Annotated in this window: 22 protein-coding genes, 1 tRNA gene and 1 pseudogene; 14 read left to right on the top strand and 10 right to left on the bottom strand. The window is 62.7% G+C overall.

Annotated features, from left to right (window positions below):
• Window positions 1-25: 25 nt before the first annotated feature.
• Window positions 26-780: pseudogene (locus EIO64_RS11005) on the bottom strand (nucleoside phosphorylase).
• Between the two features lie 84 nt (window positions 781-864).
• Window positions 865-1,560 carry a YoaK family protein gene (locus EIO64_RS11000; protein ID WP_021750982.1) on the bottom strand — a complete coding sequence of 232 codons (696 nt, stop codon included), beginning with the start codon at window positions 1,558-1,560 and terminating at the stop codon, window positions 865-867.
• Between the two features lie 339 nt (window positions 1,561-1,899).
• Here EIO64_RS11000 and EIO64_RS10995 point away from each other — a divergent pair, with 339 nt between their 5' ends.
• From EIO64_RS10995 to EIO64_RS10970, 6 genes are all read left to right on the top strand, one after another.
• Window positions 1,900-2,889, top strand: a complete 990-nt coding sequence (locus EIO64_RS10995; protein WP_036628089.1) for a LacI family DNA-binding transcriptional regulator — start codon at window positions 1,900-1,902, stop codon at window positions 2,887-2,889.
• A 79-nt stretch (window positions 2,890-2,968) separates the two neighbouring features.
• The gene (locus tag EIO64_RS10990) at window positions 2,969-3,808 is read left to right on the top strand and encodes a carbohydrate ABC transporter permease (RefSeq protein ID WP_119310392.1); all 840 of its coding nucleotides are present in this window, start codon (window positions 2,969-2,971) and stop codon (window positions 3,806-3,808) included.
• Window positions 3,809-3,872: 64 nt separating this feature from the next.
• A complete protein-coding gene (locus tag EIO64_RS10985) occupies window positions 3,873-5,132 on the top strand; it encodes an extracellular solute-binding protein (protein ID WP_021750985.1) in 1,260 nt (419 codons plus the stop codon).
• A 124-nt stretch (window positions 5,133-5,256) separates the two neighbouring features.
• Window positions 5,257-6,153, top strand: a complete 897-nt coding sequence (locus EIO64_RS10980) for a carbohydrate ABC transporter permease (RefSeq protein ID WP_021750986.1) — start codon at window positions 5,257-5,259, stop codon at window positions 6,151-6,153.
• Window positions 6,154-6,159: 6 nt separating this feature from the next.
• Window positions 6,160-7,092: a ComEC/Rec2 family competence protein gene (locus tag EIO64_RS10975; RefSeq protein WP_136891345.1), complete on the top strand. Its 933-nt coding sequence runs from the start codon at window positions 6,160-6,162 to the stop codon at window positions 7,090-7,092.
• A 248-nt stretch (window positions 7,093-7,340) separates the two neighbouring features.
• On the top strand, window positions 7,341-8,525 hold the full coding sequence (locus tag EIO64_RS10970; RefSeq protein ID WP_021750988.1) for an ABC transporter ATP-binding protein: 1,185 nt from the start codon (window positions 7,341-7,343) through the stop codon (window positions 8,523-8,525).
• Between the two features lie 613 nt (window positions 8,526-9,138).
• On the opposite strand, the gene EIO64_RS10965 is transcribed toward EIO64_RS10970, so the two are convergent.
• Window positions 9,139-9,221: transfer RNA gene (locus EIO64_RS10965), tRNA-Leu, on the bottom strand.
• 116 nt (window positions 9,222-9,337) lie between these two features.
• Between EIO64_RS10965 and EIO64_RS10960 the strand changes: the two genes are divergently transcribed.
• The 3 genes from EIO64_RS10960 (at window position 9,338) to EIO64_RS10950 (ending at window position 13,928) form a co-directional block, all read left to right on the top strand.
• Window positions 9,338-10,186, top strand: a complete 849-nt coding sequence (locus EIO64_RS10960) for a pyridoxamine kinase (RefSeq protein WP_036631223.1) — start codon at window positions 9,338-9,340, stop codon at window positions 10,184-10,186.
• On the top strand, window positions 10,183-11,367 hold the full coding sequence (locus tag EIO64_RS10955; RefSeq protein ID WP_021750991.1) for an MFS transporter: 1,185 nt from the start codon (window positions 10,183-10,185) through the stop codon (window positions 11,365-11,367). Before EIO64_RS10960 ends, EIO64_RS10955 begins: the two co-directional genes overlap by 4 nt.
• Window positions 11,368-11,852: 485 nt before the next feature.
• The gene (locus tag EIO64_RS10950) at window positions 11,853-13,928 is read left to right on the top strand and encodes a serine hydrolase domain-containing protein (RefSeq protein ID WP_136891344.1); all 2,076 of its coding nucleotides are present in this window, start codon (window positions 11,853-11,855) and stop codon (window positions 13,926-13,928) included.
• Between the two features lie 50 nt (window positions 13,929-13,978).
• Here the strand turns inward: EIO64_RS10950 and EIO64_RS10945 are convergent, their stop codons facing one another.
• Window positions 13,979-14,995, bottom strand: a complete 1,017-nt coding sequence (locus EIO64_RS10945) for a LacI family DNA-binding transcriptional regulator (protein ID WP_021750995.1) — start codon at window positions 14,993-14,995, stop codon at window positions 13,979-13,981.
• A gap of 300 nt (window positions 14,996-15,295) precedes the next feature.
• On the opposite strand from EIO64_RS10945, the gene gap reads away from it, so the two are divergent.
• On the top strand, window positions 15,296-16,309 hold the full coding sequence (gene gap / locus EIO64_RS10940) for a type I glyceraldehyde-3-phosphate dehydrogenase (protein ID WP_021750997.1): 1,014 nt from the start codon (window positions 15,296-15,298) through the stop codon (window positions 16,307-16,309).
• 802 nt (window positions 16,310-17,111) lie between these two features.
• Here the strand turns inward: gap and EIO64_RS10935 are convergent.
• Genes EIO64_RS10935 through EIO64_RS10925 form a run of 3 tightly spaced genes read right to left on the bottom strand, consistent with a single transcriptional unit; the run spans window position 17,112 to window position 18,818 of the window.
• Window positions 17,112-17,879, bottom strand: coding sequence for a hypothetical protein (locus tag EIO64_RS10935; protein WP_136891343.1), 768 nt, complete (start codon window positions 17,877-17,879; stop codon window positions 17,112-17,114).
• 32 nt (window positions 17,880-17,911) lie between these two features.
• On the bottom strand, window positions 17,912-18,133 hold the full coding sequence (locus EIO64_RS10930; protein ID WP_136891342.1) for a hypothetical protein: 222 nt from the start codon (window positions 18,131-18,133) through the stop codon (window positions 17,912-17,914).
• A gap of 13 nt (window positions 18,134-18,146) precedes the next feature.
• Window positions 18,147-18,818: a Crp/Fnr family transcriptional regulator gene (locus EIO64_RS10925; RefSeq protein WP_136891341.1), complete on the bottom strand. Its 672-nt coding sequence runs from the start codon at window positions 18,816-18,818 to the stop codon at window positions 18,147-18,149.
• Window positions 18,819-18,928: 110 nt separating this feature from the next.
• Here EIO64_RS10925 and EIO64_RS10920 point away from each other — a divergent pair, with 110 nt between their 5' ends.
• Window positions 18,929-19,648, top strand: a complete 720-nt coding sequence (locus tag EIO64_RS10920; protein ID WP_119310387.1) for an ATP-binding protein — start codon at window positions 18,929-18,931, stop codon at window positions 19,646-19,648.
• 14 nt (window positions 19,649-19,662) lie between these two features.
• On the top strand, window positions 19,663-19,845 hold the full coding sequence (locus EIO64_RS10915; RefSeq protein ID WP_021751001.1) for a ferredoxin: 183 nt from the start codon (window positions 19,663-19,665) through the stop codon (window positions 19,843-19,845).
• Between the two features lie 493 nt (window positions 19,846-20,338).
• Here the strand turns inward: EIO64_RS10915 and trxA are convergent, their stop codons facing one another.
• From trxA to EIO64_RS10900, 3 genes are read right to left on the bottom strand one after another with little or no spacing between them, the layout of a single operon-like run.
• Window positions 20,339-20,656, bottom strand: coding sequence for a thioredoxin (gene trxA / locus EIO64_RS10910; protein ID WP_021751002.1), 318 nt, complete (start codon window positions 20,654-20,656; stop codon window positions 20,339-20,341).
• A gap of 42 nt (window positions 20,657-20,698) precedes the next feature.
• The gene (locus tag EIO64_RS10905) at window positions 20,699-21,526 is read right to left on the bottom strand and encodes an NAD(P)/FAD-dependent oxidoreductase (protein WP_021751003.1); all 828 of its coding nucleotides are present in this window, start codon (window positions 21,524-21,526) and stop codon (window positions 20,699-20,701) included.
• Entirely contained in the window at window positions 21,516-21,815 is a 300-nt protein-coding gene (locus EIO64_RS10900) for an ArsR/SmtB family transcription factor (protein WP_021751004.1), read from the bottom strand. Before EIO64_RS10900 ends, EIO64_RS10905 begins: the two co-directional genes overlap by 11 nt.
• Window positions 21,816-22,203: 388 nt before the next feature.
• On the opposite strand from EIO64_RS10900, the gene rpe reads away from it, so the two are divergent.
• Both rpe and EIO64_RS10890 read left to right on the top strand, forming a co-directional pair.
• Window positions 22,204-22,848 (top strand): ribulose-phosphate 3-epimerase, encoded by a 645-nt coding sequence (rpe, locus tag EIO64_RS10895; protein WP_021751005.1) that lies wholly within the window; start codon window positions 22,204-22,206, stop codon window positions 22,846-22,848.
• Window positions 22,849-22,859: 11 nt separating this feature from the next.
• Window positions 22,860-23,834, top strand: coding sequence for a D-cysteine desulfhydrase family protein (locus EIO64_RS10890; RefSeq protein ID WP_136891340.1), 975 nt, complete (start codon window positions 22,860-22,862; stop codon window positions 23,832-23,834).
• Window positions 23,835-23,876 lie beyond the last annotated feature (42 nt).

Raw genomic sequence — 23,876 nt, 5'->3', positions numbered from 1 at the left:
GGCGGTTTTGATATCCGGAGGGAGATCAGCCCTTGTCCTGCCGGATGATCCGGCGCAGGGCTTCGATGGCGGAGAGGATGGGCTTCTGGATGCTGTCGGTGGGATAGACGTCGGCGCTGTTGCGCTTGGAGACGGACCCGTCGAAATTGGTGGCTGATACCAGGATGGAGGCGGTGCGGATCCCCAGGCTGGAGCCCACAGAGAAGAGGATGGACTCCTCCATGGAGGTGCAGACGGCACCGCCCCGGACATAGCTCTGCCAGCGGCGGATCAGATCATCGGACACCGGCTTCGTCTCCGGCTCCGCCTGCGTGTAAAAGGAGTCCTTGGTGATGCTGACGCCCACCGTGGTGTGAAAGCCCAGAGACACAGAGCTCTCCTCCAGAGCCTTCAGCAGCTGGTAGCTGGGGACGGCAGGGAACTCCATGGGCAGGTAGTGGAGGCTGGTGCCGTCCATGCGGACACTGCCGCTGACCACCACGATGTCCCCGCACTGGACGTCGGCGCAGGTGGAGGCGCAGGTGCCCACCCGGATGAAGGTATCCGCCCCGCACTTATGGAGCTCCTCCACGCAGATGGCGGTGGAGGGCCCCCGATACCGGTGGAGGTAACGGTGACCCGCTCTCCATCCAGCGTGCCCTCCCAGGTGGTGAACTCCCGCTTCCGGGTCACCATGCGGGGGTTGTCCAGGTGGGCGGCGATCAGCTCGCACCGGTCCGGATCCCCGGGGACGATGGCGTAGCGGCCCGCCTCTCCGGGGGCCAGATTCACATGGAGCATTTTGGCTGTTTCAGACATGGTTCTCATTCTCCTCATCATATCATTATTGGTGTGAAATCCGGATGGAGGCCGTTCCCCGCATCCTCAGCAGTCCGCTTCCGCCTGGATCTCCTGCCGGAACATCAGAAGAAAACTGACGGCCAGCAGCAGACAGCTGGCCCAGATGGCCCCTGTTCCCCAGAGCTGGGAGGCAACGCCGCCGAATCCGGCCCCCAGGGCAAAAATGAGGATGACGGCGAAGTAGCGGCCGGCCTTCCGCAGGGCGGTCCGGTCCCGGGTGTCCCAGTAGGCGCAGAAGGCGTCCACCCCGCTGCGGAGATTGCCGATGCACATGGTACTGGCGTATGCGCTGCCGTTGACCTTGCGGAACGCCTGGACCTGCATGGCGCAGGTGAAGGACACCAGCGCGTTGGCCGGCGCATCCCAGGACGATGGGAGGAATCCCACGCCCAGCAACAGGCCGATCTCAGCCAGCACCACCATCTGCCGCCAGTGGAGCCGGGAAATCTCCTGACAGCGGCGGCGGACCATCTCCGCAGCAAAGACGCCCAGCGCAAAGGCCAGCAGCGGGATCAGATACCGGAGGACGCCGGCCAGATCCCCGGCAAAGGCCCGCTGGCTCATAAGAACGATGTTTCCCGTCTGGGCATTGGCGAAAACCTGTCCCCGGACGCAGTAGGTGTAAGCGTCCTGCAGCCCGCCGGACAGGGTCAGAAAAACCATGGTGGAAAATGCCTCGGACATCTGCCCATGGCGGAGGGCGGACCTGGCTCTGTACATCCCATCAGCTCTTTTCCTGAGAATTCCGTGAACAGTATAATATAGGCGCGGGAAAAAGACAAGCCTGGAGAGAAGCACCTCTCACATTCCCGGAGCAGTATCATCTGTCATAAGTGCTTTTAATGGAAGCGGTTACATTTCTGCCGATCTATACAAGGAATGTTAGAGCTTTTCTACACCTGTGTAAAATGTACATTAAATACAAAGAATCCCTTGCTTCCACCGCAAAAAAGTGTTAAAGTTGACTTGATCCAGGAAAACACTGGAAGCTTTACAACAAAAAAACTGTTATTTTCCTACGAAAAATATGAAAACGCTTACGTGAAAAGGGGCGTGACCGTGAATCCAACCATCTATGATGTCTCCAGACTGTCCGGAGTTTCCATCGCCACCGTGTCCCGCGCGTTCTCCAATCCGGAGCGGGTCCGGGAGGACACCCGCCGGAAGGTGTTTGAAGCAGCGGAAGTGCTCCACTACTCTCCAAATGCCATCGCCCGGGCCATGGCCCGCCAGCGAACGGACAAGATCGCCTTCCTGATCTGTAAGGAGGGGGCCACGATCCTGGACGAATTCTACGCCGGCATCTGCACCGGGATCATGCGGGAGACGAACCGAAGTGACTTTGAGTTGGTCATTTCCACCGCTGCGGACTGGGACACGGCCTCCAACACCTCCAAAAACAAACAGGTGGAGGGTGTGATCCTGGGCGGCAATGCCCGACCGGATATGATCGCAGAGCTCCAGAACCGGGATCTGGCCGTGGTACTGGTAAACAACCGCATCCAGGGACTGGACATTCCCTGCGTGGTGTCGGACGAATACGGCGGGGTCCGCCAGGCGCTGGAGCACCTGATCGGCCGGGGTCATCGGAACATCGCCATGCTGGCAGGGCGCTTCTCCCCCTATATACTGGGAGAGCGGTACCGGGCCTTTCTGGAAGTCACCCAGGCCCACGGCCTGCCGGCAGACACCCGGCACATCAAGCTGTGCGATCCCACGGTGGAGAGTGCCGCAGAGGCCTGCCTGGAGCTGCTGTCCCGGCAGGACCGGCCCACGGCCATCTTCGGCGGAAACGACGTGATGGCCGCCGGAGCCATGAAGGCCGCCCTCCGCCTGGGCCTGCGGGTGCCGGAAGACCTGGCGGTGACGGGACTGGACGACAGCTCCGCCTGCGGGATGCTGGAGCCGGAGCTCACCTCCGTCCACATCGACTGCCGCCGGATGGGGGAGTTGAGCGTGGCGCGGCTCCAGGCGCTGCTGGCAGGGGAGACGGACGTCCCCCAGGTCACGGTGGTGCCCACAGAGCTGCGGGTGCGCGGCTCCAGTTGACCCGTACTTTGGAAAAATACAGAATGCCGCGGGTGCGCGGCGGGAATTTTGCCATGCGCAAAAACGAGGAGGAGAGGATATGAAAGCGAGAAAAAGAGCCGGGACAGTGGGAAAAGTCCTGGGCTGCGCCCTGCTGTTGGTGATCGCCCTGTTTCCCATCTATTGGCTGGTGGCCATGGCCATCCGCCCTACATCGGAGATGCAGGGGCATATCTCCCTGATCCCGCAGTCCCTCACCATTGAGCATTTTATCAGCCTGTTTGTCAGCAAGGGCTTCGGCCAAGCCGCCATCAACAGCCTGCAGACCACGCTGAGCTCCCTGGTGCTGTCGCTGATCGTGGGAGTCTGCGCCGCCTATATCCTGGCCCGGCGGAGATTCCGCTTCGGGCTGAAGCGGCCAATGACCTATTGGGTGCTGCTGGTCCGCGTGCTGCCTCCGGTGGCCTTCACCATCCCCCTGTACACCATGTTCAGCAAGATCGGCCTGTTGAACACCAAGATCCCGGTGACGCTGGCCTGCGTGCTCATCAACGTGCCGCTGATTATCTGGTTCCTCATCAGCTTTTTCCAGGACCTGCCGGAGGAGGTGGAGGAGAGCGCCAAGGTGGACGGCGCCACAGAGTGGCAGCTCTTCCGCAAGATCGTCCTGCCCCTGGTGGCGCCGGGTATCGCCGCGGTAGCCATGCTGTCCTTCATGTACGCCTGGAATGAGTACACCTACACGGTCATCTTTACCCGCAGCCCCAGCAACTACACCGTGCCCCTGGCGCTGTCGGTGCTGAACACGGAGGACAACCTGACCAACTTTGGCCTGGTGGCCGCAGGCGGCGTGGTGTCTGTCATCCCCATCACCCTGTTTGTGATCTTTGCGCAGAACTACTTGATCTCCGGATTGTCAAGCGGTGCTGTCAAAGAGTAACAAAATACATCGCACTTCCGATCCCTGACACAACATCAAGCGGAAAAGAGTAGGAGGAAACGAAATGAAAAAACTGCTTACCCTGGTCCTGGCGCTGGCCATGACGCTGTCTCTGGCGGCCTGCGGCGGCGGTGGAGAGGACACGGCCGATGAAGGCAGCGAGGGCAGCACTTCCGGCGAGCCCACCAAGATGACCCTGATCCTGCGGGGCGGCGCCTACGGCGAGTCCCTGGAGGCCAGCCTGGCCCCCTTTGAAGCGGAGCACAACGTGGACATCGAAGTGATGCTCATGTCCTTCGACGACCTGCACACCGGCATCGCCCTGGATGCCGTCAACGAAGTTGGCACCTACGACCTGTGCATGGTGGACGGCTCCTGGATGGCCGAGTTCACTGAGAACGGCGTACTGGCCAACCTCAGCGAGATGGGATACAGCTTTGATGACGACATCATTCCCGCCACCACCACCATCTGCAAGGTGGGCGAGGACATCTACCTGGCTCCCTACTACGGCAACGTGACGGTCATGATGTACAACAAGCAGCTGCTGGCGGACGCCGGCTACGCCCCCGAGGATATCGACTCCTTCGCGGATCTGATGGACATCGCCCAGAAGACCAAGGCGGCCGACTCCAACAAGAACGGTTTCCTGATCCGCGGCGGCAGCGCCGACAACATCCTGTCCGACTTCCTGCCCCACCTGGTTGTCCACGGCGGCTGGGTCGTGGATGAGAACAACAACCCCACCGTTGACACTCCCGAGTTCAAGGCCGCCATGCAGGAGTACCTGGACCTGTACGCCCTGGGCAGCACCCTGGACAAGGACGACATCGTGGCTTCCGTGACCTCCGGCGAGACCGCCCTGGCCCAGATCTGGCCCGGCTGGTACACCCCCACTGCTGATGGTCCTGCCAACTACACCACCATCCCCACCAAGCTGACCGACGACTCCGCGCCTGTGGACGCCGTGGCCCTGCAGGGCGTGTGGTGCATCGGCATCCCCGACAACGCCCCCCACAAGGACCTGGCCCTGGAGCTGCTGGAGTACGTCATGAGCCCCGAGGTGCAGCTGGCCTCCATTGAGAACAACGGCGTGCCCTGCCGGTACAGCTGCCTGACCGATTCCACCGTGCTGGAGACCTATCCCCACCTGCAGACCGTCTGCGGCGCTCTGGAGACCGGCGTGTACCGCCCTGTGATCGAGGAGTGGACGGAGTTCACCAACATCCTAGGCACCGAGATGGACAACATCATCCAGGGCACCAAGACCATGGACGAGGCGCTGGCCTACGCCCAGGAGCAGCTGGAGCAGCTGATGGCCTGAGCCCAGCCTCTCTGAAACAGAAATGACACGGCCGGCCGGGGCGCCGTCTGGCGCCCCGGCCGTTGTTCCAAAAGCCCCGGAGCCGGGCCCTGGGCCACACCTCTCGAGTTTGTGAGGCCAATGTATGAAGAGAAACGAGATTGCAAAACTGAATAGCGCCCAGGCGGCCACAAACCGGTTCGGGATCGGAATGCTCACGCCCACCCTGATAGTCCTGCTGGTCATGACGGCCTATCCCCTGATTTTCACATTTGTATACAGCTTTACCGACTACAACTACCTGAAGGGCACGGAGAACGCCTCTTTTGTGCTGTTCGATAACTACGTCTCCCTCTTTAAAAACGGATATTTTCAGCAGGCGGTGTGGAACACCATCAAGTTCACTATCCTGGCGGTGGTACTGGAGATGGCCCTCGGCCTTCTGATCGCAGTATTTGTCAACTCCCTCAAGCGAGGGCAGAAGATTATGCGGACGCTGCTGCTCCTGCCCTATCTGCTGCCCGCCGTCACGGTGGCCCTCAGCTGGCGGATGATGCTCTCCGCCAACTACGGCATCATCAACCAGTTCCTGAAGGGACTGGGCCTGCCGGTGTTCAACTGGTTCATGGACACAAAAACGGCCTTCGGCACGATCCTGCTGATCGACGTGTGGCAGAACGTCCCCTTTGTGTTTCTGCTGCTGTACGCCTCCCTCCAGTCCGTGTCGGAGAACCAGTATGAGGCCGCCCGCATCGACGGCGCCGGCTTCTTCCAGCAGTTCTGGTACATCACCCTGCCCAACATCAAGGGCAGCCTGGCCCTGTGCGCCCTGCTGCGGACCATCGACACCTTCCGCCTGTTCGAGAAGGTGAACGTCCTCACCGGCGGTGGCCCGGCGGGCACCACCACGACCATCACTCAGTTCTTGTATACATACGGTATCAAGTCTCTGGACTTCGGCTTCGGCAGCGCCGGCGCCATCGTGATGACATTGCTGGTGCTGATCCTGTCCAGCTTCTACATCAAGCGGGCCATGGGTTGAGCGCCTATGGAAGAACTGAAGCTGACATTCGTCAACGTGGGCTATGGGGAGGCCGCCCTGCTGGAATGTCCCGACCCGGCCTTCCCCGGCGGCACCTTTGTCATGGTGATCGACGGCGGCAGCGCCGAAGCAGAAGAGTACCGGGACAGCGCCACCGGCCGTATCCCCTTGGACCAGTACCTCTCCCTGCGGGGCGTGGACCACATCGACCTGATGGCAGCCACCCATGTCCATGAGGACCACCTGTGCGGCCTGCTGCCCGCGGCGGAGAAGCTGCCTCCCGCTGCCCTCTGGCAGACGCTGCCCCCGGAGTTTTGCCGCTCCATGCGGACGCTGGACATTCCGGCGGAGGGCCTGACGCCCTCCCGGAGCAAGTTTCTCCGGGCCCTGAACGACTACCGCCGCCTCTGCCTGGGGCAGAGCTGCCCGCGCCACCGGCCTCTGGCCGGAATGGAGCTCCGGCTGTGCCGGGATCTCTTGGTTCGGGTGCTGGGCCCCTCCCGTGCACAGGCGGAGAAGCTGGCGTCCTCGTGCCGGGCACTGTATGAGGAGGCGGACCCGTCCGCTTTCTGGCAGCGCCTGGACCAGCTGGACGCGGCCATGAACAATTACAGCCTGATCCTCCTGCTGGAGTACCGGGGGACCCGGATCCTACTCCCCGGCGACACCAACTACATGGGCTATGGAGGGCTGGACCCCGCCTCCCTGCGGGCCGACCTCTTCAAGGTGGGCCACCACGGCCAGCGGGACGGTATTTCTGCAGAACAGATCCAGGCCATCGCTCCCCGGGCGGTGGTGTGCTGCGCATCCAGCGACCGCCGCTACAACAGCGCCGATCCGGCCATCCTGCAGATGATGGCGGACAGCGGCGCACGGCTGTACTTTTCCGACTGCCCGCCCGGTCCGGACGGCGCAGTCCCGCCCCCCATCAGGCCCTGACGTTCACAGTAGGCGCCGGCGGCGCAATGGAGGGCACATACCTGTCCATCCCGGATTGAGTCCCCGGTCAAATACGACATATCCGTCCGCTCCGGCACTCCACATTCTGCCGGGAGCGGGACGAAAAAAGGAGGAGAACCCCGCCTGGCTCGCGGTGCGGCAGCGTGGAGACCTGCCACAGAGGCGGACCGGCCCCGGCCGGCCGTGAGGGAACAGCTGCGGAGGCGCTGTTTCCAGAGCCTGATATCATGGCAGAAGTTATTCTGAAAAACATCAAGAAGGTCTATCCCCACCAGGAACCCGCCAAGAAGAAAAAGGGCTCTGAGGAGAAGAAGACGAACCTCCAGATTACGGATGAGGGCGTGCTGGCAGTGCAGGAGTTCAGCCTGAACATTGCGGACAAGGAGTTCATCGTGCTGGTAGGCCCCTCCGGCTGCGGCAAGTCCACTACCCTGCGGATGGTCGCCGGCCTGGAGGAGATCAGCGGCGGCGAACTGTATATCGACGGCAAGCTGATGAACGATGTGGCACCCAAGGACCGGGATATCGCCATGGTGTTCCAGAACTACGCTCTGTACCCCCACATGACTGTGCGGGAGAACATGGCCTTCCCCCTGAAGCTGAAGAAGTACCCCAAGGAGGAGATCCGCAAGCGGGTGGATCAGGCGGCGGAGGTTCTGGGCATCACGGAGTATCTGGACCGCAAGCCCAAGGCCCTCTCCGGCGGCCAGCGCCAGCGGGTGGCCATTGGCCGGGCCATCGTGCGGGAGCCCAAGGTCCTGCTGATGGACGAGCCGCTCTCCAACCTGGACGCCAAGCTGCGCAACCAGATGCGGGCGGAGATCATCAAGCTGCGCCAGCGGATCGACACCACGTTCATCTACGTGACCCACGACCAGACAGAGGCCATGACACTGGGCGACCGGATCGTCATCATGAAGGACGGCGTCATCCAGCAGATCGGCACGCCCCAGGAGGTGTTCGACCATCCCACGAACCTGTTCGTGGCGGGCTTTATCGGCACGCCCCAGATGAACTTCTTTGATGCGGAGCTGGTGAAGGAAGACGGCCGCTATGCGGTGGTTCTGGAGAACGCCCGGGTGGAACTCTCCGAAGCCAAGCAGGCGAACCTGGCCCGGAAGCAGGTCCAGCCCGGCCCCATCACGCTGGGCGTCCGGCCGGAGCACATCTCCCTGGCCGGGGATGCGTCCCAGGCGGTGCGGGGCACTGTGGACGTGGCGGAGATGATGGGCTCTGCGGTCCATCTCCACGTGGACGCCTGCGGGCGGGACACCATCGTCATCCTCCAGACCATGGATCTCCAGGGGGCGGGGCATCCGATTCCCGCCACCGGCAGCGCCCTGCCGTTCACCTTCGGCGGGAACGTGGCCCATGTCTTCGACCGGGAGACCGGCCGGAATTTGGAGGTCTGATCCGCCGCCCTGCCGTGCCGGATGCACCACGGTCAAACTCTGCTGTAAAAGGAGACGCGCTTTTCAGCGCGTCTCCTTTTTTTAGTTTCAATCAGGGCGCGGCCAGCGGCACGGCAGTGGCTGCGGGACCGTGGAAGCACAGAAGGGGACCGGCTGTTTGGAGCCGTTCTCTGGCCGCCGAACGTCAAAAACCGGCGGCCTCTGGATATCGTTCTTTTTGGGCGGGAACGGTTCGGTCAAAATCCACATTTTCAGCACCGCCCTTCCAGTCGGCACGGGCGGCGGGCAGGTGTTTTCCCGGAAAGCGGATGCCTAGCGCAATGCAAATTCATTCACCCGCGTATTTTAGAGCATCGGAGGGCGGAGCCATCCCTCCGGACAGCGAAACCCGTCAAAAGGGACATCCCAAAAAGATGCCCCTTTTGATGGCAGGGCCGGTTGGAGTCGATATTACCTCGTGAGTAAGATAAAATCGCCGCAAAGCGGCGGACCCAAACCGAAGCCCAGTGAAGTTGGTTCAGTTTGGAATCGAAAAGCAGCAGAACGAGCGCACGATAAGCTCTGCAATGAAATGAAAAAGCTCACCGCAAGCGATATGACGCTTGCGGCGAGCTGGTGCGGGTAACAGGACTTGAACCTGCACGGTTGCCCAATGGAACCTAAATCCATCGTGTCTGCCAATTCCACCATACCCGCAGAGATGATGCTGGGATAGTTGCAGTATATCACATCTCTTCCTCTTGAACAATAGGAAAATCTACGATACAATGAAATGCAGTCTGTTCAAAACCATTGAAAAGAGGAAGCGTACCATGATGACCCCACGCGTTGCTGCCATTCATGACATGTCCGGCTTCGGCCGGTGTTCTCTCACTGTGGCCATTCCTATTCTCTCCGCCATGGGGGTCCAGTGCTGCCCCCTGCCCACGGCATTTCTCTCCACCCATACCGGCGGGTTCGAGGGGTTCACCTTTCTGGACATGACCGACGAAATGTCCAAGGTGGCGGACCACTGGGCCAGCTTGGGCCTGACATTCCAGGCTGTATACAGCGGCTTCCTGGGCAGTGAGCGGCAGATCGGCGTGGTGGAGAACTTTATCTGCCGGTTCCGGGGACCGGACACCGTGGTGGTGGTGGACCCGGTGATGGGGGACTACGGCCGGGTCTACCAGACCTACACCGCCGCCATGTGCAGCGGCATGGCCCGGCTGGCGGAGCTGGCGGACGTCATCACCCCCAACCTGACGGAGGCAGCGCTGCTGCTGGGCCAGCCCTATGAGACGCTGCCCGCCGGCGAGGCGGGCCTCCGGGAGATCACGGAGCGGCTGAGCCTGGGAGGGCGGCGGTCTGTGGTGCTGACGGGCGCCTCTCTGGCCCCCGGCCGGACCGGCGCCGTCTGCTTCGACGCCCGCACCGGGAAGACGGAGGCCGTTCAGACCGCCTATGTAGCCCATGAGTTCCACGGCACCGGGGACGTGTTCTCCAGCGTCCTCACCGGGGCCCTGGTGCGGGGGGAGTCCCTCTCCTCCGCCGCCGGAGAGGCGGCGGCGTTCGTCCGTGCCTGCGCGGAGCGGACCGCGGCGGAAGACCTGCCTATGCGGGAGGGCGTGGATTTTGAACCCCTGCTGGGTCTGCTGATTCCCGGAAAGGAGACCGTATGACCGAATTCCCCTCTCTGCGGCGGCTGAACGTATCCTATACGCTGGTCCACGTGGTCTACTGGGCCATGTTTGCCATCTTCGCGGGCTACCAGACCTCTCTGCTGCTGGGGCGGGGCTTTACCAGCGGGGAGGCGGGGATCTTTGCCTCCATTCGCTGCTTTGCCGGCATTTTGGCTCAGCCGTTGCTGGGAGGCTGGGCGGACCGCCACCCGGAGGTGCCGATCAAACGCCTGCTGAACGCCTGTCTGGTGCTGGCCCTGGGGGTGAATGTGGTATTCTACACCACCCGCCCCGGCTTCTGGGGCACCGCCCTGATCTTCCTGACCCTGGGCATTCTGGAGCTGAACGCCTATCCTCTGCTGGACTCCATGGCGGTGCAGTTCATCGCCGCCGGGGTGGACATGTCGTACAGCCTCAGCCGTGGGCTGGGGTCTCTGTCCTATGCCCTGGCCTGCGTTGCGTGCGGCCAGCAGGCGGTGCGCTTCGGAACAGAAAGCCTGCTGCTGACCCACATGGCGCTGCTGGTGCTGATGATCGCGGTGGTGGCCCTGTACCCTGCCTTTCCCAAAGATGCCTTGCAGGCCCAAGGCGGGGGAGAGCGGCCCCACTCCATATTGTACATTCTGAAAAGCAGCCGCCCCTTCACCCTGACGCTGGTGAGCCTGTTCTTCACCCTGGCGGCCATTATGCCCATCGTCAGCTTCATGGTGAACCTCGTCTCAGACCGGGGCGGCGACGAGGGGCACCTGGGTCTGGCACTGTTTCTGATGGGGGCGTCGGAGCTGCCCGCGGCGCTGCTGTTCACGCCGCTGTTCCGCCGCTTCGGCGCGGCGGGGACCCTGCGGATGTCCATCTGCTTCATGGCGGTGAAGCCCCTGCTGTTCCTGCTGGCCCCCGGCCTCTCCGGACTCCTGCTGGTGCAGCCCGTCCAGCTGCTGGGGTACGGGCTGTTCACCCCCGCCTCGGTCTACTACGCCAACGCAAACGTCTCCCCGGTGGACCAGGTGAAGGGCCAGTCCATTATGATGATCGCCTCCAACGGCCTGGGGGCCATGTTCGGCAACTTCCTGGCGGGGTACGCCATCGACTGGGGCGGCGCCGACGCCATGCTGGGGATGTGCCTGGTCTTCGGCGTCATCGGCGTGCTGTTCATGCTGGCGGCAGGGCGGAGCAAGACATAAAAAGAGCGGCACGGCGGTTGCCGTGCCGTTTTCTATATGGCGAGAAACTCTGGAAAGCCCTTGATTTTCCATTCTCCATCGGTTAAACTGAATGCGGAAGCATAAATTGCGGCAGGGCATAGCGGGCGGCCACCCGCTATGTCCCTGTGATGAGTGTCATGACCACTCAACACAACAGTCATCTGACTGCACCGTATTTCCCATTATACCGGCGGGGTGCGCTTTTTTCAAGTGCGAACCCGGGGAGTGGGCGTTGTGTTGCGCTTTGATCCAGAAGATCAGGCGGTGTTGAGTCCTGCGCTCAACACCGCCTTTGTGTTTCCGGCAGACACCGGGGACGGGTATCCGTCCCCGGGAACGTCTGTTGGACCGGATCTTTCCGGATTTTTTACTTGACCTTCCCCTGGGGGGAAGGTGTATCCTGGCACTGTCATCTCGCCGGAGCGTCCGGCACAAACGCCCTGTGGGGCGGGAAAGGAACTGTTATGAACGTACTTCACACTCGCTGGAGAGCCCTGGTTCTGGCCCTCCTCCTGGCCGTGAGCCTGGCGGTCCCCGCCGCGGCGGCGGAGCCCCAAGCTGCGGCCGCGGACCTACAGACCACAGCGGACACAGCCGCCGCCTACGCCGCCCAGTACGGCGGCGCCCAGAGCCTGCAATATGCCCTGTGGCAGGATGGGGAGATCGTTCTCACCGGCCAGACCGGCACCTTCTCCCGGTCCGAAAATCGCCTGATGACCGGGGACGAGCTGTACGGCATCGGATCCGTCAGCAAGATCTACACCACCGTGGCGGTGATGCAGCTGGCGGAGGACGGCAAGGTGTCTCTGGACGCCCCGGTGACCCGGTATCTGCCGGACTTCAAAATGGCGGACGAGCGTTACAAGGACATCACCGTTCGGATGCTGCTGAACCACTCCTCCGGCATCCTGGGCACCGGCCTCTCTGACGCCATGCTGTTCGGCGAGGCCAGCACACGCGCCCATGACACCCTGCTGGAGAAGCTCTCCACCCAGCGGCTGGCGGCGGACCCCGGCGCCTTCAGCGTCTACTGCAACGACGGCTTCTCCCTGGCGGAGCTGGTGGTGGAGGCCATCACTGACATGGACTTCATGGACTATGTGGACGAACATATCCTGGCCCCTCTGGACCTGGACCGCACCTTTGCTCCCGGCGGGGACTTTGACGCCAACGATTTGGCCCCCATCTACCGGGGCACCGACCCCCGCGCCCTGCCCCAGGATGCCCTGAACGCCATCGGTGCCGGAGGCATCTATGCCACGGCTTCCGATCTGGCGTCCTTCGGCGGCGCCCTGACCGGCACGGAGCTGCTGCGCCAGTCCTCTCTGGACGCCATGGCCTATCCGGAGTACAGCCGGGGCCTGTGGCCCGAAAGCGGAGAGCCGGACTCCCTGGCCTACGGCCTGGGCTGGGACAACATGGAGTGGTATCCCTTCTGCCAAAGCGACATCCAGGCCCTGGTGAAAGGCGGTGACACCCTGTACTACCACGCCGGCCTGGTGGTCCTGCCGGAGTATGACATGGCCGCGGCTGTGGTCAGCTCCGGCGGCGTGTCCACCTATGACCAGCTGGCCGCCAATCAGATCCTCATCGCCGCTCTGGCGGAGGAGGGCGTCACCGTGGACCAGACTGTAAAGGCCCTGCCCGCGGCGGAGTCCGCCGCCATGCCCGCGGAACAGCTGGAAAACGCCGGGTACTACGGCTCCACCTCCGCCCAGTATCAGGTGGATATCCAGGCCGACGGCACTTTGACCATGTCCTACCTGAACTATCCCACCTCGATCCCCGCCCAGACCTTCACCTATTGCAGCGACGGCTCCTTCCGGGATTCCACCGGGTTGTCCTACATCTCCTTTGTGAAAGAGCGCAACGGCCAGACCTATCTGTACCAGCAGGCCGTCTCCCCTCTGCCGGGCCTGGGGGCGCTGCCCATCGCCAACTACGCCGCCGTGAAGCTGCCGGAGAACGATCTCTCTCCTGAGGTAGCCGCCGCCTGGGACAGCATCGCCACCTTGGGTATCCTGCCCATGAACGAGCCATACAACTCCCAGACCTTCCTGGCGCTGGCGGACGCCGCCGCGGTCGCGGAGGTTCCGGAAACGATCCCCGGCTATATCGGCGCCGCCCGGATCGCGGACGAGACCACCGCCCGCTCTGAGATCCAGGTGCCCGGCGTGGGCAGCCGGGACGGCGTGGACTACCAGCTGGAGGAGCGGGACGGCGTCCTCTGGATCAACGCCAAGGGCAGCCTCTACATGGACGCGGCCGCAGCGCCCACGCTGTTCACTGGCTCCGGCGCCTCCTACACCACCATTCAGGCGGATGGCTATGCCCGCTGGTATCAGGTCGGCGATGCCGCCGGCAAGACCATGACCGTGCAGGTGCCGGAGAATTCCGGTTTCTGGGTGTATGACGGAAACGGCCAGGTGACTGCCTCCTCCGTCCTGTGGGGCGACACCACCGTCACCTTGCCGGAGGATGGAACGATTGTCTTTGCCGGTGATCCCGGCGCCCGCTTCCACCTGCGCTTCCAGGGATAACGTCTCCAGGACATGAAAAACGCGCCGCTTCTGCGGCGCGTTTTTTCAGTTCAGCGGTCCGAATGAGACCAGGCCCGAGGCTGGTTGTAGGGGCGGTACGTGGATGTGAGCACATTTTCAAAGATCGGCGCGTCGGGCACCTCCACCCGTCTGAGGATCTGCTCGCCCGCAGCCTGCCCCAGGTCCTCCACCGGCTGGATGATGGAGTCCATCTGATTGGCGTACAGGGCGTACACATCGGAGTCATAGTCCACAAAGCTCACCAGGTCGATGTCCTGGGCCAGCTGGATGCCCTTCTGGTGGAGATAGATGATGGTCTCCGAGGCCATCAGCCCCTGACAGACGATGATGGCGTCGCACTTGCGCTCCAGCAGCTGGTCCAGACAGGCGCAGGCGCTGTTCTCCAGGGAGTCGCCATATTGGATTAAATGCTCATCCTCCGGCAGGCCACAGTCCGCCACAGCCTGCCGATAGGCGGAGATCCGCTCCTGCGTGCTGGAGAGGCGGGGGAGGCCGCCGATGATGCCGATCCGCTGGTCGCCCTTTCCCGCCAGCCGGCATACACTGCGGTAGATGGGCTGGAAGTTGGACACGCAGACGGAGGAGTACTTCTTTGTCTCAAAGATCCGGTCCACCAGCACCACCGGAAATCCTGCGGGGATCAGGGCGTCGAACCGCTGGAAATCGTCCATGGTGCTGGCCACCAGCAGCCCGTCCACCAGTCCCGCCGTCAGCAGGCGGATATTGGTCTCCTCCCGGTCCATATTCTCCCGGGTATTGGCGATGATGAGCTGGTAGCCGTTGGCGGAGAGATATTTTTCCACAGACTCAATCATGGTTGCGAAGAATTTATTGGCGATATCGGGCACAATAAAGCCGATGATCTTTTTCTTTCCCGTGCGGAAACTGCGGGCGGAAGCGTCCGGTGTGTATCCCAGCTCCTCGATGGCCCGGTAGACCTTCTCCTTCGTCTCGTTGGACACATACCGGGTATTGTTGATGGTGTGGGACACGGTGGCGGTGGACACTCCCGCCAGCTTCGCCACATCGCTGATGGTCACCTTCATGGGACAGCCTCCTTGCGCAATGGTTTATTGGTTTACGCAAATAATTAGCCACTTCAGTATAGGACAGCTTTCCCTCCGCGTCAAGCCCCTTTTCCCCCTGTTTCGTGTAAAAATTGTGAAATATGCCCTTTTTCTTATGGATTATCCACAACCTGCCGCAGAAAATGTTATCTGAATTGACAGTTGCAAAAAGGTCGACCGTATGATAATATACTTGTGCGATTATTAGAAAACGTTTACGCAAACGTTTTGACGGCGCGCCGCCGGTGCGTCTGATTTTGTGAAAGGAGTCTTTCCGATATGAAAACCAAGATTGGCATCAATGGCTTCGGCCGCATTGGCCGCCTCGTCTTCCGCGCCGCCCTGACTCATGACGATGTAGAGGTCGTCGGCCTGAACGATCCCTTCATGAACCCCGAGTATATGGCCTACATGCTGAAGTATGACAGCGTGCATGGCAAGTTCCCCGGCGAGGTCTCCGCCGAGGACGGCGCCCTGGTGGTCAACGGCAAGAAGTATCCTGTCTTTACCGCTATGGAGGTCAAGGACATTCCCTGGGCTTCCGTGGGTGCGGAGTATATTTGCGAGTGCACCGGCAAGCACCTGACCAAGGAGCTGTGCCAGGGTCACATTGACGCTGGCGCCAAGCACGTGGTCATGGGCGCCCCTTCCAAGGACGATACGCCCATGTTCGTCATGGGCGTCAACAACAGCAAGTACACCTCTGATATGACGTTCGTATCCAACGCCTCCTGCACCACCAACTGCCTGGCCCCCATCGCCAAGGTGCTGAATGACAAGTTCGGCATCGTGGAGGGCCTGATGACCACCGTCCACTCCGTCACCCCCACCCAGAAGCTGCTGGACGGCGCCTCCCTGAAGGACTGGCGCGGCGGCCGTGCCGCCACCGGCAACATCATCCCCTCCTCCACCGGCGCCGCCAAGGCCGTGGGCAAGGTCATCCCCGAGCTGAACGGCAAGCTGACCGGCATGTCCATGCGCGTCCCCACTCTGGACGTCTCCGTGGTGGACCTGACCGCCAAGCTGGCGAAGCCCGCCTCCTATGAGGAGATCTGCAAGGCCATGAAGGAGGCCTCTGAGGGTGAGCTGAAGGGCGTGCTGGGCTACACCGACGAGCCCGTTGTGTCCTCCGACTTCCTGGGCGATTCCCGCACCTCTATCTTCGATGCGGATGCCGGCATCGCTCTGACCGACACCTTCGTGAAGGTCGTCTCCTGGTACGACAATGAGTGCGGCTATTCCAACAAGATGGTGGAGCTGATTCGCTATATGTCCTCTGTGGACCACAAGTAAGATCGACGCAGAAGCTCCCGGGCCATTTGGCCCGGGAGCTTTTTTCACATTCCGCAGAGGAAAGGGCCCGCAGCACGCGGCAGGGGAGGGGCCGCCCGGTGTTCTGCCGCTTTCCCAGCCCTTCAGGGCAGAAAAATTCATGCGGTGTGAACGCACATAAGAATGGGGCGCTCCGCCAGATCCCGGCAGCTTTATGCATCCGGCCCACGGGCCGGACCGGGTCACCGTACCGCCGGAGACGGCACACAGTCTGTTTCGGTGCTTCTGCGCAGCAAAAAAGCGCCCTCCGGCGCCCCAACAGGCTTTCAGCTTCCGCATCCCTGCTTTTTGCCGGATGCCCTCTATACAGCACAACCCCCCGCTCGCTCCAACGACGAACGGGGGGCCTACTTCTGGATCGGAGTTTCCAATATGCATTACCTCTTGCTTTCTTGAGATACCGTCCGGATGCTGGGGAAACAGGGGAACTCAGGGGTTTGCCAATCCATAAAACATCGGTACACGCAGACGTCTGCTCTGGTTGCTACCAAAACTCGATTCTCGTGTGGCTCATCATCGTGAGGTGTGTTTCGTCTTTGGGTTCTTCCGGAGTTTCGCGTTTTGAGGAATTCCTCGATTCCGAACGGTGCAGGGATGATTGGGAATCTCTGAGCTAACTAGCCCATGGGACTCACTCCTTTCCTGTGTCTATAATGTACAATAGATTTCTTTTGCTGTCAAGTGCTTTTGTGTATTTTTACGCTTTCCATAAATCGAAATCAATTACCGTGAGCAAAATGCACAAAGGTGCGGGCAAAGCCGCTCAACTCCGCATCTGGCACAAAAACGCCCCGGGGGAGAGAGCTGCATCCCGAAGAAACGCCAGGCGCAGCGCCTCCAGGTTCTCTTCACTGTGCTCCACTTCACAGCAAAGGCGGCGGACAGCCTCCCAAAAGCCACATACTGCCGTCAGGCGCTGTGCCGTCAGGACCATCAGCACGCAGAACTGCGCCTGCCCCAGCAGGTCGCCGTCGTTGACCGCCTTCAGGAGATACCGGAATGCAAAGTATGTGCCCAGCCGCTCCAGCAGCGTCTCCGGCACGGCGGCGGGCGGCGCCTCCTCCGCCCTGCGCAGGAGCTCCCGCCAGTCCCCGTCCAGGGCCTCCAGCTTGGACAGCACCCGCAGGGCGTGTGGAAACAGGCCAGGCCCGGGCGGTACCGCCGTCTCCCGCTTCTTCCAGTCCGCTGCCAGAGCCGCAAGGTCCTCTGTCCGGTCCTCATCCAGCAGGATTTGCGCCTCCGCAGCCAGGAGCAAAAATGCCTCCAGCCGCTCCTGCAGGGGACGAGGCCGATCCGCCAGCTCCCGAAGCATCCGCTCCCGCAGGGGCAGGAGGCCGCAGAGCCACGGGTCTCCCGGTTCCTCCGGCTCCGCCGTCTCCCGTTCCAGGAAGGACAGCGGGGCGGTGGAGCCAAGCAGCAGGTCACAGGCTGCCGGGCAGGAGGCACAGAGGCTGACCTCCCGAAAGGGGCCGTACTCCTCAATGAACCGGGGGTGGGTCCGGCAGGTCAGGGACGTGGCCTCTGCTCCCAATATCCGGTGGATCTCGCACAGATTCTCTCGGTTCAGAAAGGGGCACCGGCCGCCCCGGAGGGGAAGCAGAAATCCCCCTCCTCGTCCGTCTGGAGCGCCTCCCGCAGCCGCTCCCCCAGGGAGCCAGGGGTCTCCTGATAGCGGCGGGCGGTCTCCTCGTCCACCACCACCTCCCACTTTTCGCAGCAGGTGTGGGGGCAGGCCCCCGCCAGACAGTGAAACGCCTCATAATAATCCGGCACTCGGGTCAGCATGGCGCTCTCCTCCTCAGTCAGTCTGCTCCATCTGCTGAAGCAGGTGGAAATGGTTTTTTTGAAACGTCAGCACACCCTCGTCCCGGAGCTTTCCAAGTGCGGTAGACATGGCGCTGCGGTCCACCGCCAGATAGTCTGCCAGCTGTTGGCGGTCCAACGGGATATCAAACTCCGGCCCTCCGGCCTGCATGGCCTGGGCGGACAGATAACTGAGCAGCTTGTCCCGGGTGGTGCGGCGGGCCATGTGGCCAATCTTCCGGGTGAGGGTCAGATTCCGCCCCGCCAGAATGGTCAGCAGGTTCCGGGTGAATTCCGCGGCGCCCGGCCGGGCACAGGACAGCGCCTGTACGCTGTTGAGAAACAGCACCTCCGCATCCGCTACCGCCAGCACGGCCACCTCCAGCGGCTCACCGCCCAGACAGGCATAGGCCTCCGCAAACACCTCTCCGGACCGGGCGAGGCCCACAATGGTGCGGCTCCCCCAGAAATCCTCCTTGACGATATGCAGCGTCCCGGAGAGGACCAGCCCCAGCCGGTCCGCCCGCTCTCCCCGCCGCAGGACCACTTCACCCCGGCCACAGCGGCGCTTCCGTGCGCCCAGGCCCTCCAGCAGCGCAGGCAGCGCCTCCTGCGGAATCCCGCGGAACAACGGCGTCCGGAGAAGAAGCGCGGTAGAAACTTCCATACCATTTTCTCCATTCCGTTGTAAAAACAACATACTTTTTTATCCCATTGTACGATACTAGGTCTCAGAAAGCAAGCAAAACGTTTGAAACCCCAAAAAGGAGACACACTATGGTAAGAAGGATCATCGAGATCGATCAGGAGAAATGCAACGGCTGCGGCGCCTGTGCCGCAGCCTGTCACGAGGGTGCCATCGGCATGGTGGACGGCAAGGCGGTCCTGCTGCGGGACGACTACTGCGACGGTCTGGGAGACTGCCTGCCCACCTGCCCCACCGGAGCCATCACGTTTGTGGAGCGGGAGGCCGCAGCCTATGATGAAGCAGCTGTCCTGGCAAAGAAGGCGGAGGCCCTGAAAGGCACCGCGCCGCGGCAGGCGCCGCCCTCCGGCGGCTGTCCCGGCAGTATGGCCCAGACCCTCCGTCCGGCGGTGGCTCAGGCCGTTTCCGCGCCGCAGGACGGCGCGGTGTCCCACCTGGCCCAGTGGCCGGTGCAGATCAAGCTGGTGCCTGTGGAGGCCCCCTGGTTCAACGGTGCCCGGCTGCTGATCGCGGCGGACTGCACGGCTTATGCCCGGGCGGACTTCCACCAGCGGTTCATGCGGGGCCGCATCACGCTGATCGGCTGCCCCAAGCTGGATGAGGGAGACTATGCCGAAAAGCTGACGGAGATCCTTCGCCGCAACGATATCCGGGAGCTGACCATCGTGCGGATGGATGTCCCCTGCTGCGGCGGTATGCAGCGGGCAGCGGAGACGGCCCTGCGGCAGAGCGGCAAGTTCATTCCCTGGCAGGTGGTGACACTGGGCCGGGATGGAAATATTCTGGAATAATAGGAGTGACCAATATGAACGCAACAGTAAATGAGAACTGCATCGGCTGCGGCCTGTGCGCCGGCACCTGCCCGGAGGTATTCCACATGGGCGACGACGGGCTGGCCCACGGCAGCGGCATCCCGGAGGGCCAGCTGGAGGCGGCCCAGGAGGCCCGGGACGGCTGCCCGGTCAGCGCCATCAGCATCGAAGCATGAAAGCAGGCCCTGTCCACATGGACAGGGCCTGCTTTCATGCCGGTCTTGCGGTGCGGGTCCCAGTATACCGTTAAAACAGCCCGGTCTAGGAATGCGCCCGCGGTGAAGTCGCACAGCCTGTAATTCCCGGCCGGGTCTTCCAGCTGAATTTCCCCTTCTTGTGAAAAGGCGAATCGAAAACCGACGGTTTTCTGAAACCGGCCTCCGGGAGCTGTGCGTTTCCCTTGCAGCCCCAATCCCTGTGCCCCGTTGTGATAGGACGGCACCAAGCGGAAGCCCGAATTGCCGCACCAGCGAATGGGCTGCGGGCAGCCCTGCGGCGGGGCTGCCCCTGCTGGCCGCAGAAGGAAAGGGGGGCGCACCGGAAGGCAAGTTCCCCACCCCCGCGGGGACTGGGCCGCCGCGCCCAGGCAGAAGCAGGCCGGGCCTCAAGAGGCCCGGCCTGCTTTAACGGATTTCCCGCCTTTGGACTGTGCGCACCGCCCGGGGCAGCTCACAGGTTGGTGTCCAGCACGCCGCTAAACGCCTGGGGCGGCATCACGCCCACCTTCCGGTCAAATTCCTGGCCGTTCTTCAGGAACACCACCGTGGGGATGCTCATGACTCCGAACCGCCGGGCCAGATCCGGCTCCTCATCCACGTTCACCTTGCCCACCAGGACCTTACCCTCGTACTGGTCTGCCAGGGACTCGATCACCGGAGAGAGCATCTTACAGGGGCCGCACCAGTCGGCCCAGAAGTCCACCATCGCCAAGGGGGCCGCCGCCACGGCGGCGTCAAATTCCGCAGTCTTGAAATGCTTGATTCCCATACGTCATGTCTCCTTTATACACTCAAATTTGATGTTGTACGTTCAGCTCTGTTTTTCCCGGCGCTCCTGAGCCGCCGCCCAGGCCGCCGCACTCTGCCCGGCGATCAGCCCATCTCCCGCGGCCTTGGAGACCTGAAGGGGACCGCCGGTGCAGTCTCCCGCGGCAAACAGGCCGGGGAGGTTGGTGGCCATACGCCGGTCCACCGTCACATAGCCCTGTTCCACCGCCAGCCCCGGGAACAGCTCCGTGGGGGCCATGGTGGGCCGCAGGATGAACACGCCCTCCGCCGGAATGGTCCGGCCGTCGCAGGTGACGGACTCCACCCGGCCGTCGCCCCGGATCTCGCACTGCTTGGGGCGGTCGAAATAGGTCACGGAGCAGCCGATTTTCTGGAGAAACTCCGCCTCCTGCCGGGCGGTGTCGGTGTATCCCACCACCGCCACCGGCTTGCCCCGGTAGAGCATCCCGTCGCAGGTGGCGCAGTAGCTGACGCCCCGGCCCAGAAGCTCCGCCTCGCCGGCAAACTTCTTCCCGCGGGCCACGCCCGCCGCCAGCACCACAGCCCTGGCGTTGTACATATCCGGCCCCACGCTGACATACCAGGCGTCCGGCATCTGCACGGCGTTCAGCACCTTGCCCGCCAGAAACTCCACCCCCGCCTGCTCCGCGTGCCGGCGCATGGCGGCCAGCATCTCCGCGCCGGACAGGCCGGGCAGGCCCAGGTAGTTGTCCACCTTCTCCGCCCGCCAGAGAGGATTTTCCTCCAGGGGATTAGAGACCACCAGGGCGCTGCGCCCCCGTGCCCGGACGTTGATGGACGCGGACAGCCCCGCGGGGCCGCCGCCGATCACCAGCACATCATAGGACATAGGAGTCCGCCTCCTCTCCCAGCAGGTCGGCCACCAGGGAGGCCACCTCCCGGGACGCCACCTGATAGTATACCTCATTTCCGGACCGTTCCGCCGTCACCACATTGGCCGCCCGCAGCTTCTGCAGATGCTGGGAGATGCAGGACTGGGACATGCCGGTGGACGCCTCCATGCAGCCCACATTGTGGCACCCGGAAATCAGCAGGCCGTGGACGATCTGCAGCCGGATGGGGTTGGACAGGGCCTTCAGCAGCGATGCCCGCTCCTCATAGTCGATCTGCTCTTCCACGATTCCACCGCCTCTCTCTTGGATTCTGGTATTAGATTATCAGAATATTCTCATTTTAGAAGTGGTTTATGCAACACTTTTGGAATTTTTTGCAGGGCCGGCCTCCCGGCTCGTCCGGGCAAGAGACCGTTGCTTTTGCACCGGAAGTCTGCTACACTGAATACGGTATATACGCAAGCTGAGAGCCGGCAGAGCGTACGCTCCACCGGCTCCCTATTCAAAAAAGCGGCGGCGCCCCGCCCAGGGGCGGACGCTGCGCGGAAGTGCAGACTGGGGGGCGGCCTGCCGCTCGGGGTATCCTATGCGCCGGGTTCTTCCCGCGCCACAGGGCCCGGCAGCCCGATTCCGTCCGGTCTGCCGCCGGAATGAAAGAAAAGAGGGGCTTTCCATGATAAAAATCGCACCGTCCATCCTCTCCGCGGATTTTGCCAATCTGGAGCGGGATATCCAGCGCATCTCCACCGCCGATTACGTCCATGTGGATGTGATGGACGGCATGTTCGTCCCCAACATTACCATCGGTATCCCGGTGGTGAAATCCATCCGCCCCACCACGGCGCTGCCCCTGGATGTTCACCTGATGATCGTGGAGCCGGGCCGGTATGTGGAGCAGTTCTGCGACGCCGGCGCCGACCTGGTGACGGTCCATGTGGAGTCCGACACGGAGGAAAAGCTCCACGACGCCATTGCCAGGATCCACGCCAAGGGCAAGCGGGCCGGTGTGGTGCTGAAGCCGAAAACGCCTGCGGAGACGGTCCTACCCTTCCTGAATGAGGTGGAACTGGTGCTGGTGATGACGGTGGAGCCGGGCTTCGGCGGCCAGAAGTTCATGGCGGATATGATGCCCAAGGTCTCCGCCATCCGCCGCTGGATCGATGAGAAGAACCCCGGCTGCGAGCTGGAGGTGGACGGCGGCGTGGATCCCGTCACCTGCAAGACCTGCATCGCCGCCGGCGCCAATGTGCTGGTGGCCGGCAGCGCCGTCTACAAGGCTGACGATATCCCCGCCCGCATCGCGGAGCTGCGGGGCTGAGGGCGCGCGCCATGCGGAATCTGCACGATCTGCCCAGGGTCCGGCTGGGCGTGTTTCCCACCCCGTTTTACCGGCTGGACCGGCTGAGCGAGCAGTACGGCCGGGGCATTTGGATCAAGCGGGATGACCTGTGCGGCGTGGCCCTGGGCGGCAGCAAGGTCCGCAAGCTGGAATTCGTTCTGGCGGAGGCCCTGGACCAGGGGTGCGACACGGTATTCACCACCGGCGGCGCCCAGTCCAACCACGCGGCCCTCACCGCCGCCTGCGCCGCGCGGCTCGGGATGAAGTGCATCCTGCTGCTGAAGCGCCGGGGCGTCACGGAGCACCGGGGCAATCTGGTGCTGGACGAGCTCTTCGGCGCCGAGGTGCGTCTGCTGGACATGGATTCCTATGACGAGATCTATGCAGAGATGCACCGGATCGGCGGCACGCTGGAGCAGGCGGGGCACAAGTGCTGCTATATTCCCGTGGGCGCCTCCACGGCCCTCGGCGCCGTGGGCTACGTGAGCGGCGCCCGGGAGATCGCCGTCCAGGCTATGGCTGCGGGCGTGCGGCTGGGACACATCGTCTCCGCCACCGGCTCCGGCGGCACGGCCGCTGGGCTGCTGCTGGGAGCCGGGCTGTTTCTGCCCGGTGTGAAGGTCACCGGCATCGCCGTGGACAGCGGCCCCTTCGACAAGATCGTCCCCCGCCTGGCAGGGGAGGCCGCAGCACTGCTGGAGTGCCCCTTCCAGCCGGAAGAGAATGCATTTCAGATGGTGGAGCACATGGGCCCCGGCTATGCCCTGCCGAATCCGGAGGATACCCCCTATATCGAGGAGCTGGCCCGGACGGAGGGCATCCTGCTGGATCCGGTCTACACCGGGAAGGCCTTTGCCGGCATGATGCAGCTGCTGCGCCAGGGAGCTTTTGACGGGCAGGACGACCTGCTGTTTGTCCACACCGGCGGCACGGCGGCCCTGTTCGCCATCGATCTGCCCCGGTGATCGCCTCTTTTTCCCATACCCGGCCGGAGACCGGATACGAAC

Source organism: Dysosmobacter welbionis, assembly GCF_005121165.3.
GTDB lineage: Bacteria > Bacillota > Clostridia > Oscillospirales > Oscillospiraceae > Oscillibacter > Oscillibacter welbionis.
This window is presented reverse-complemented; position numbering and strand designations above follow the sequence as displayed.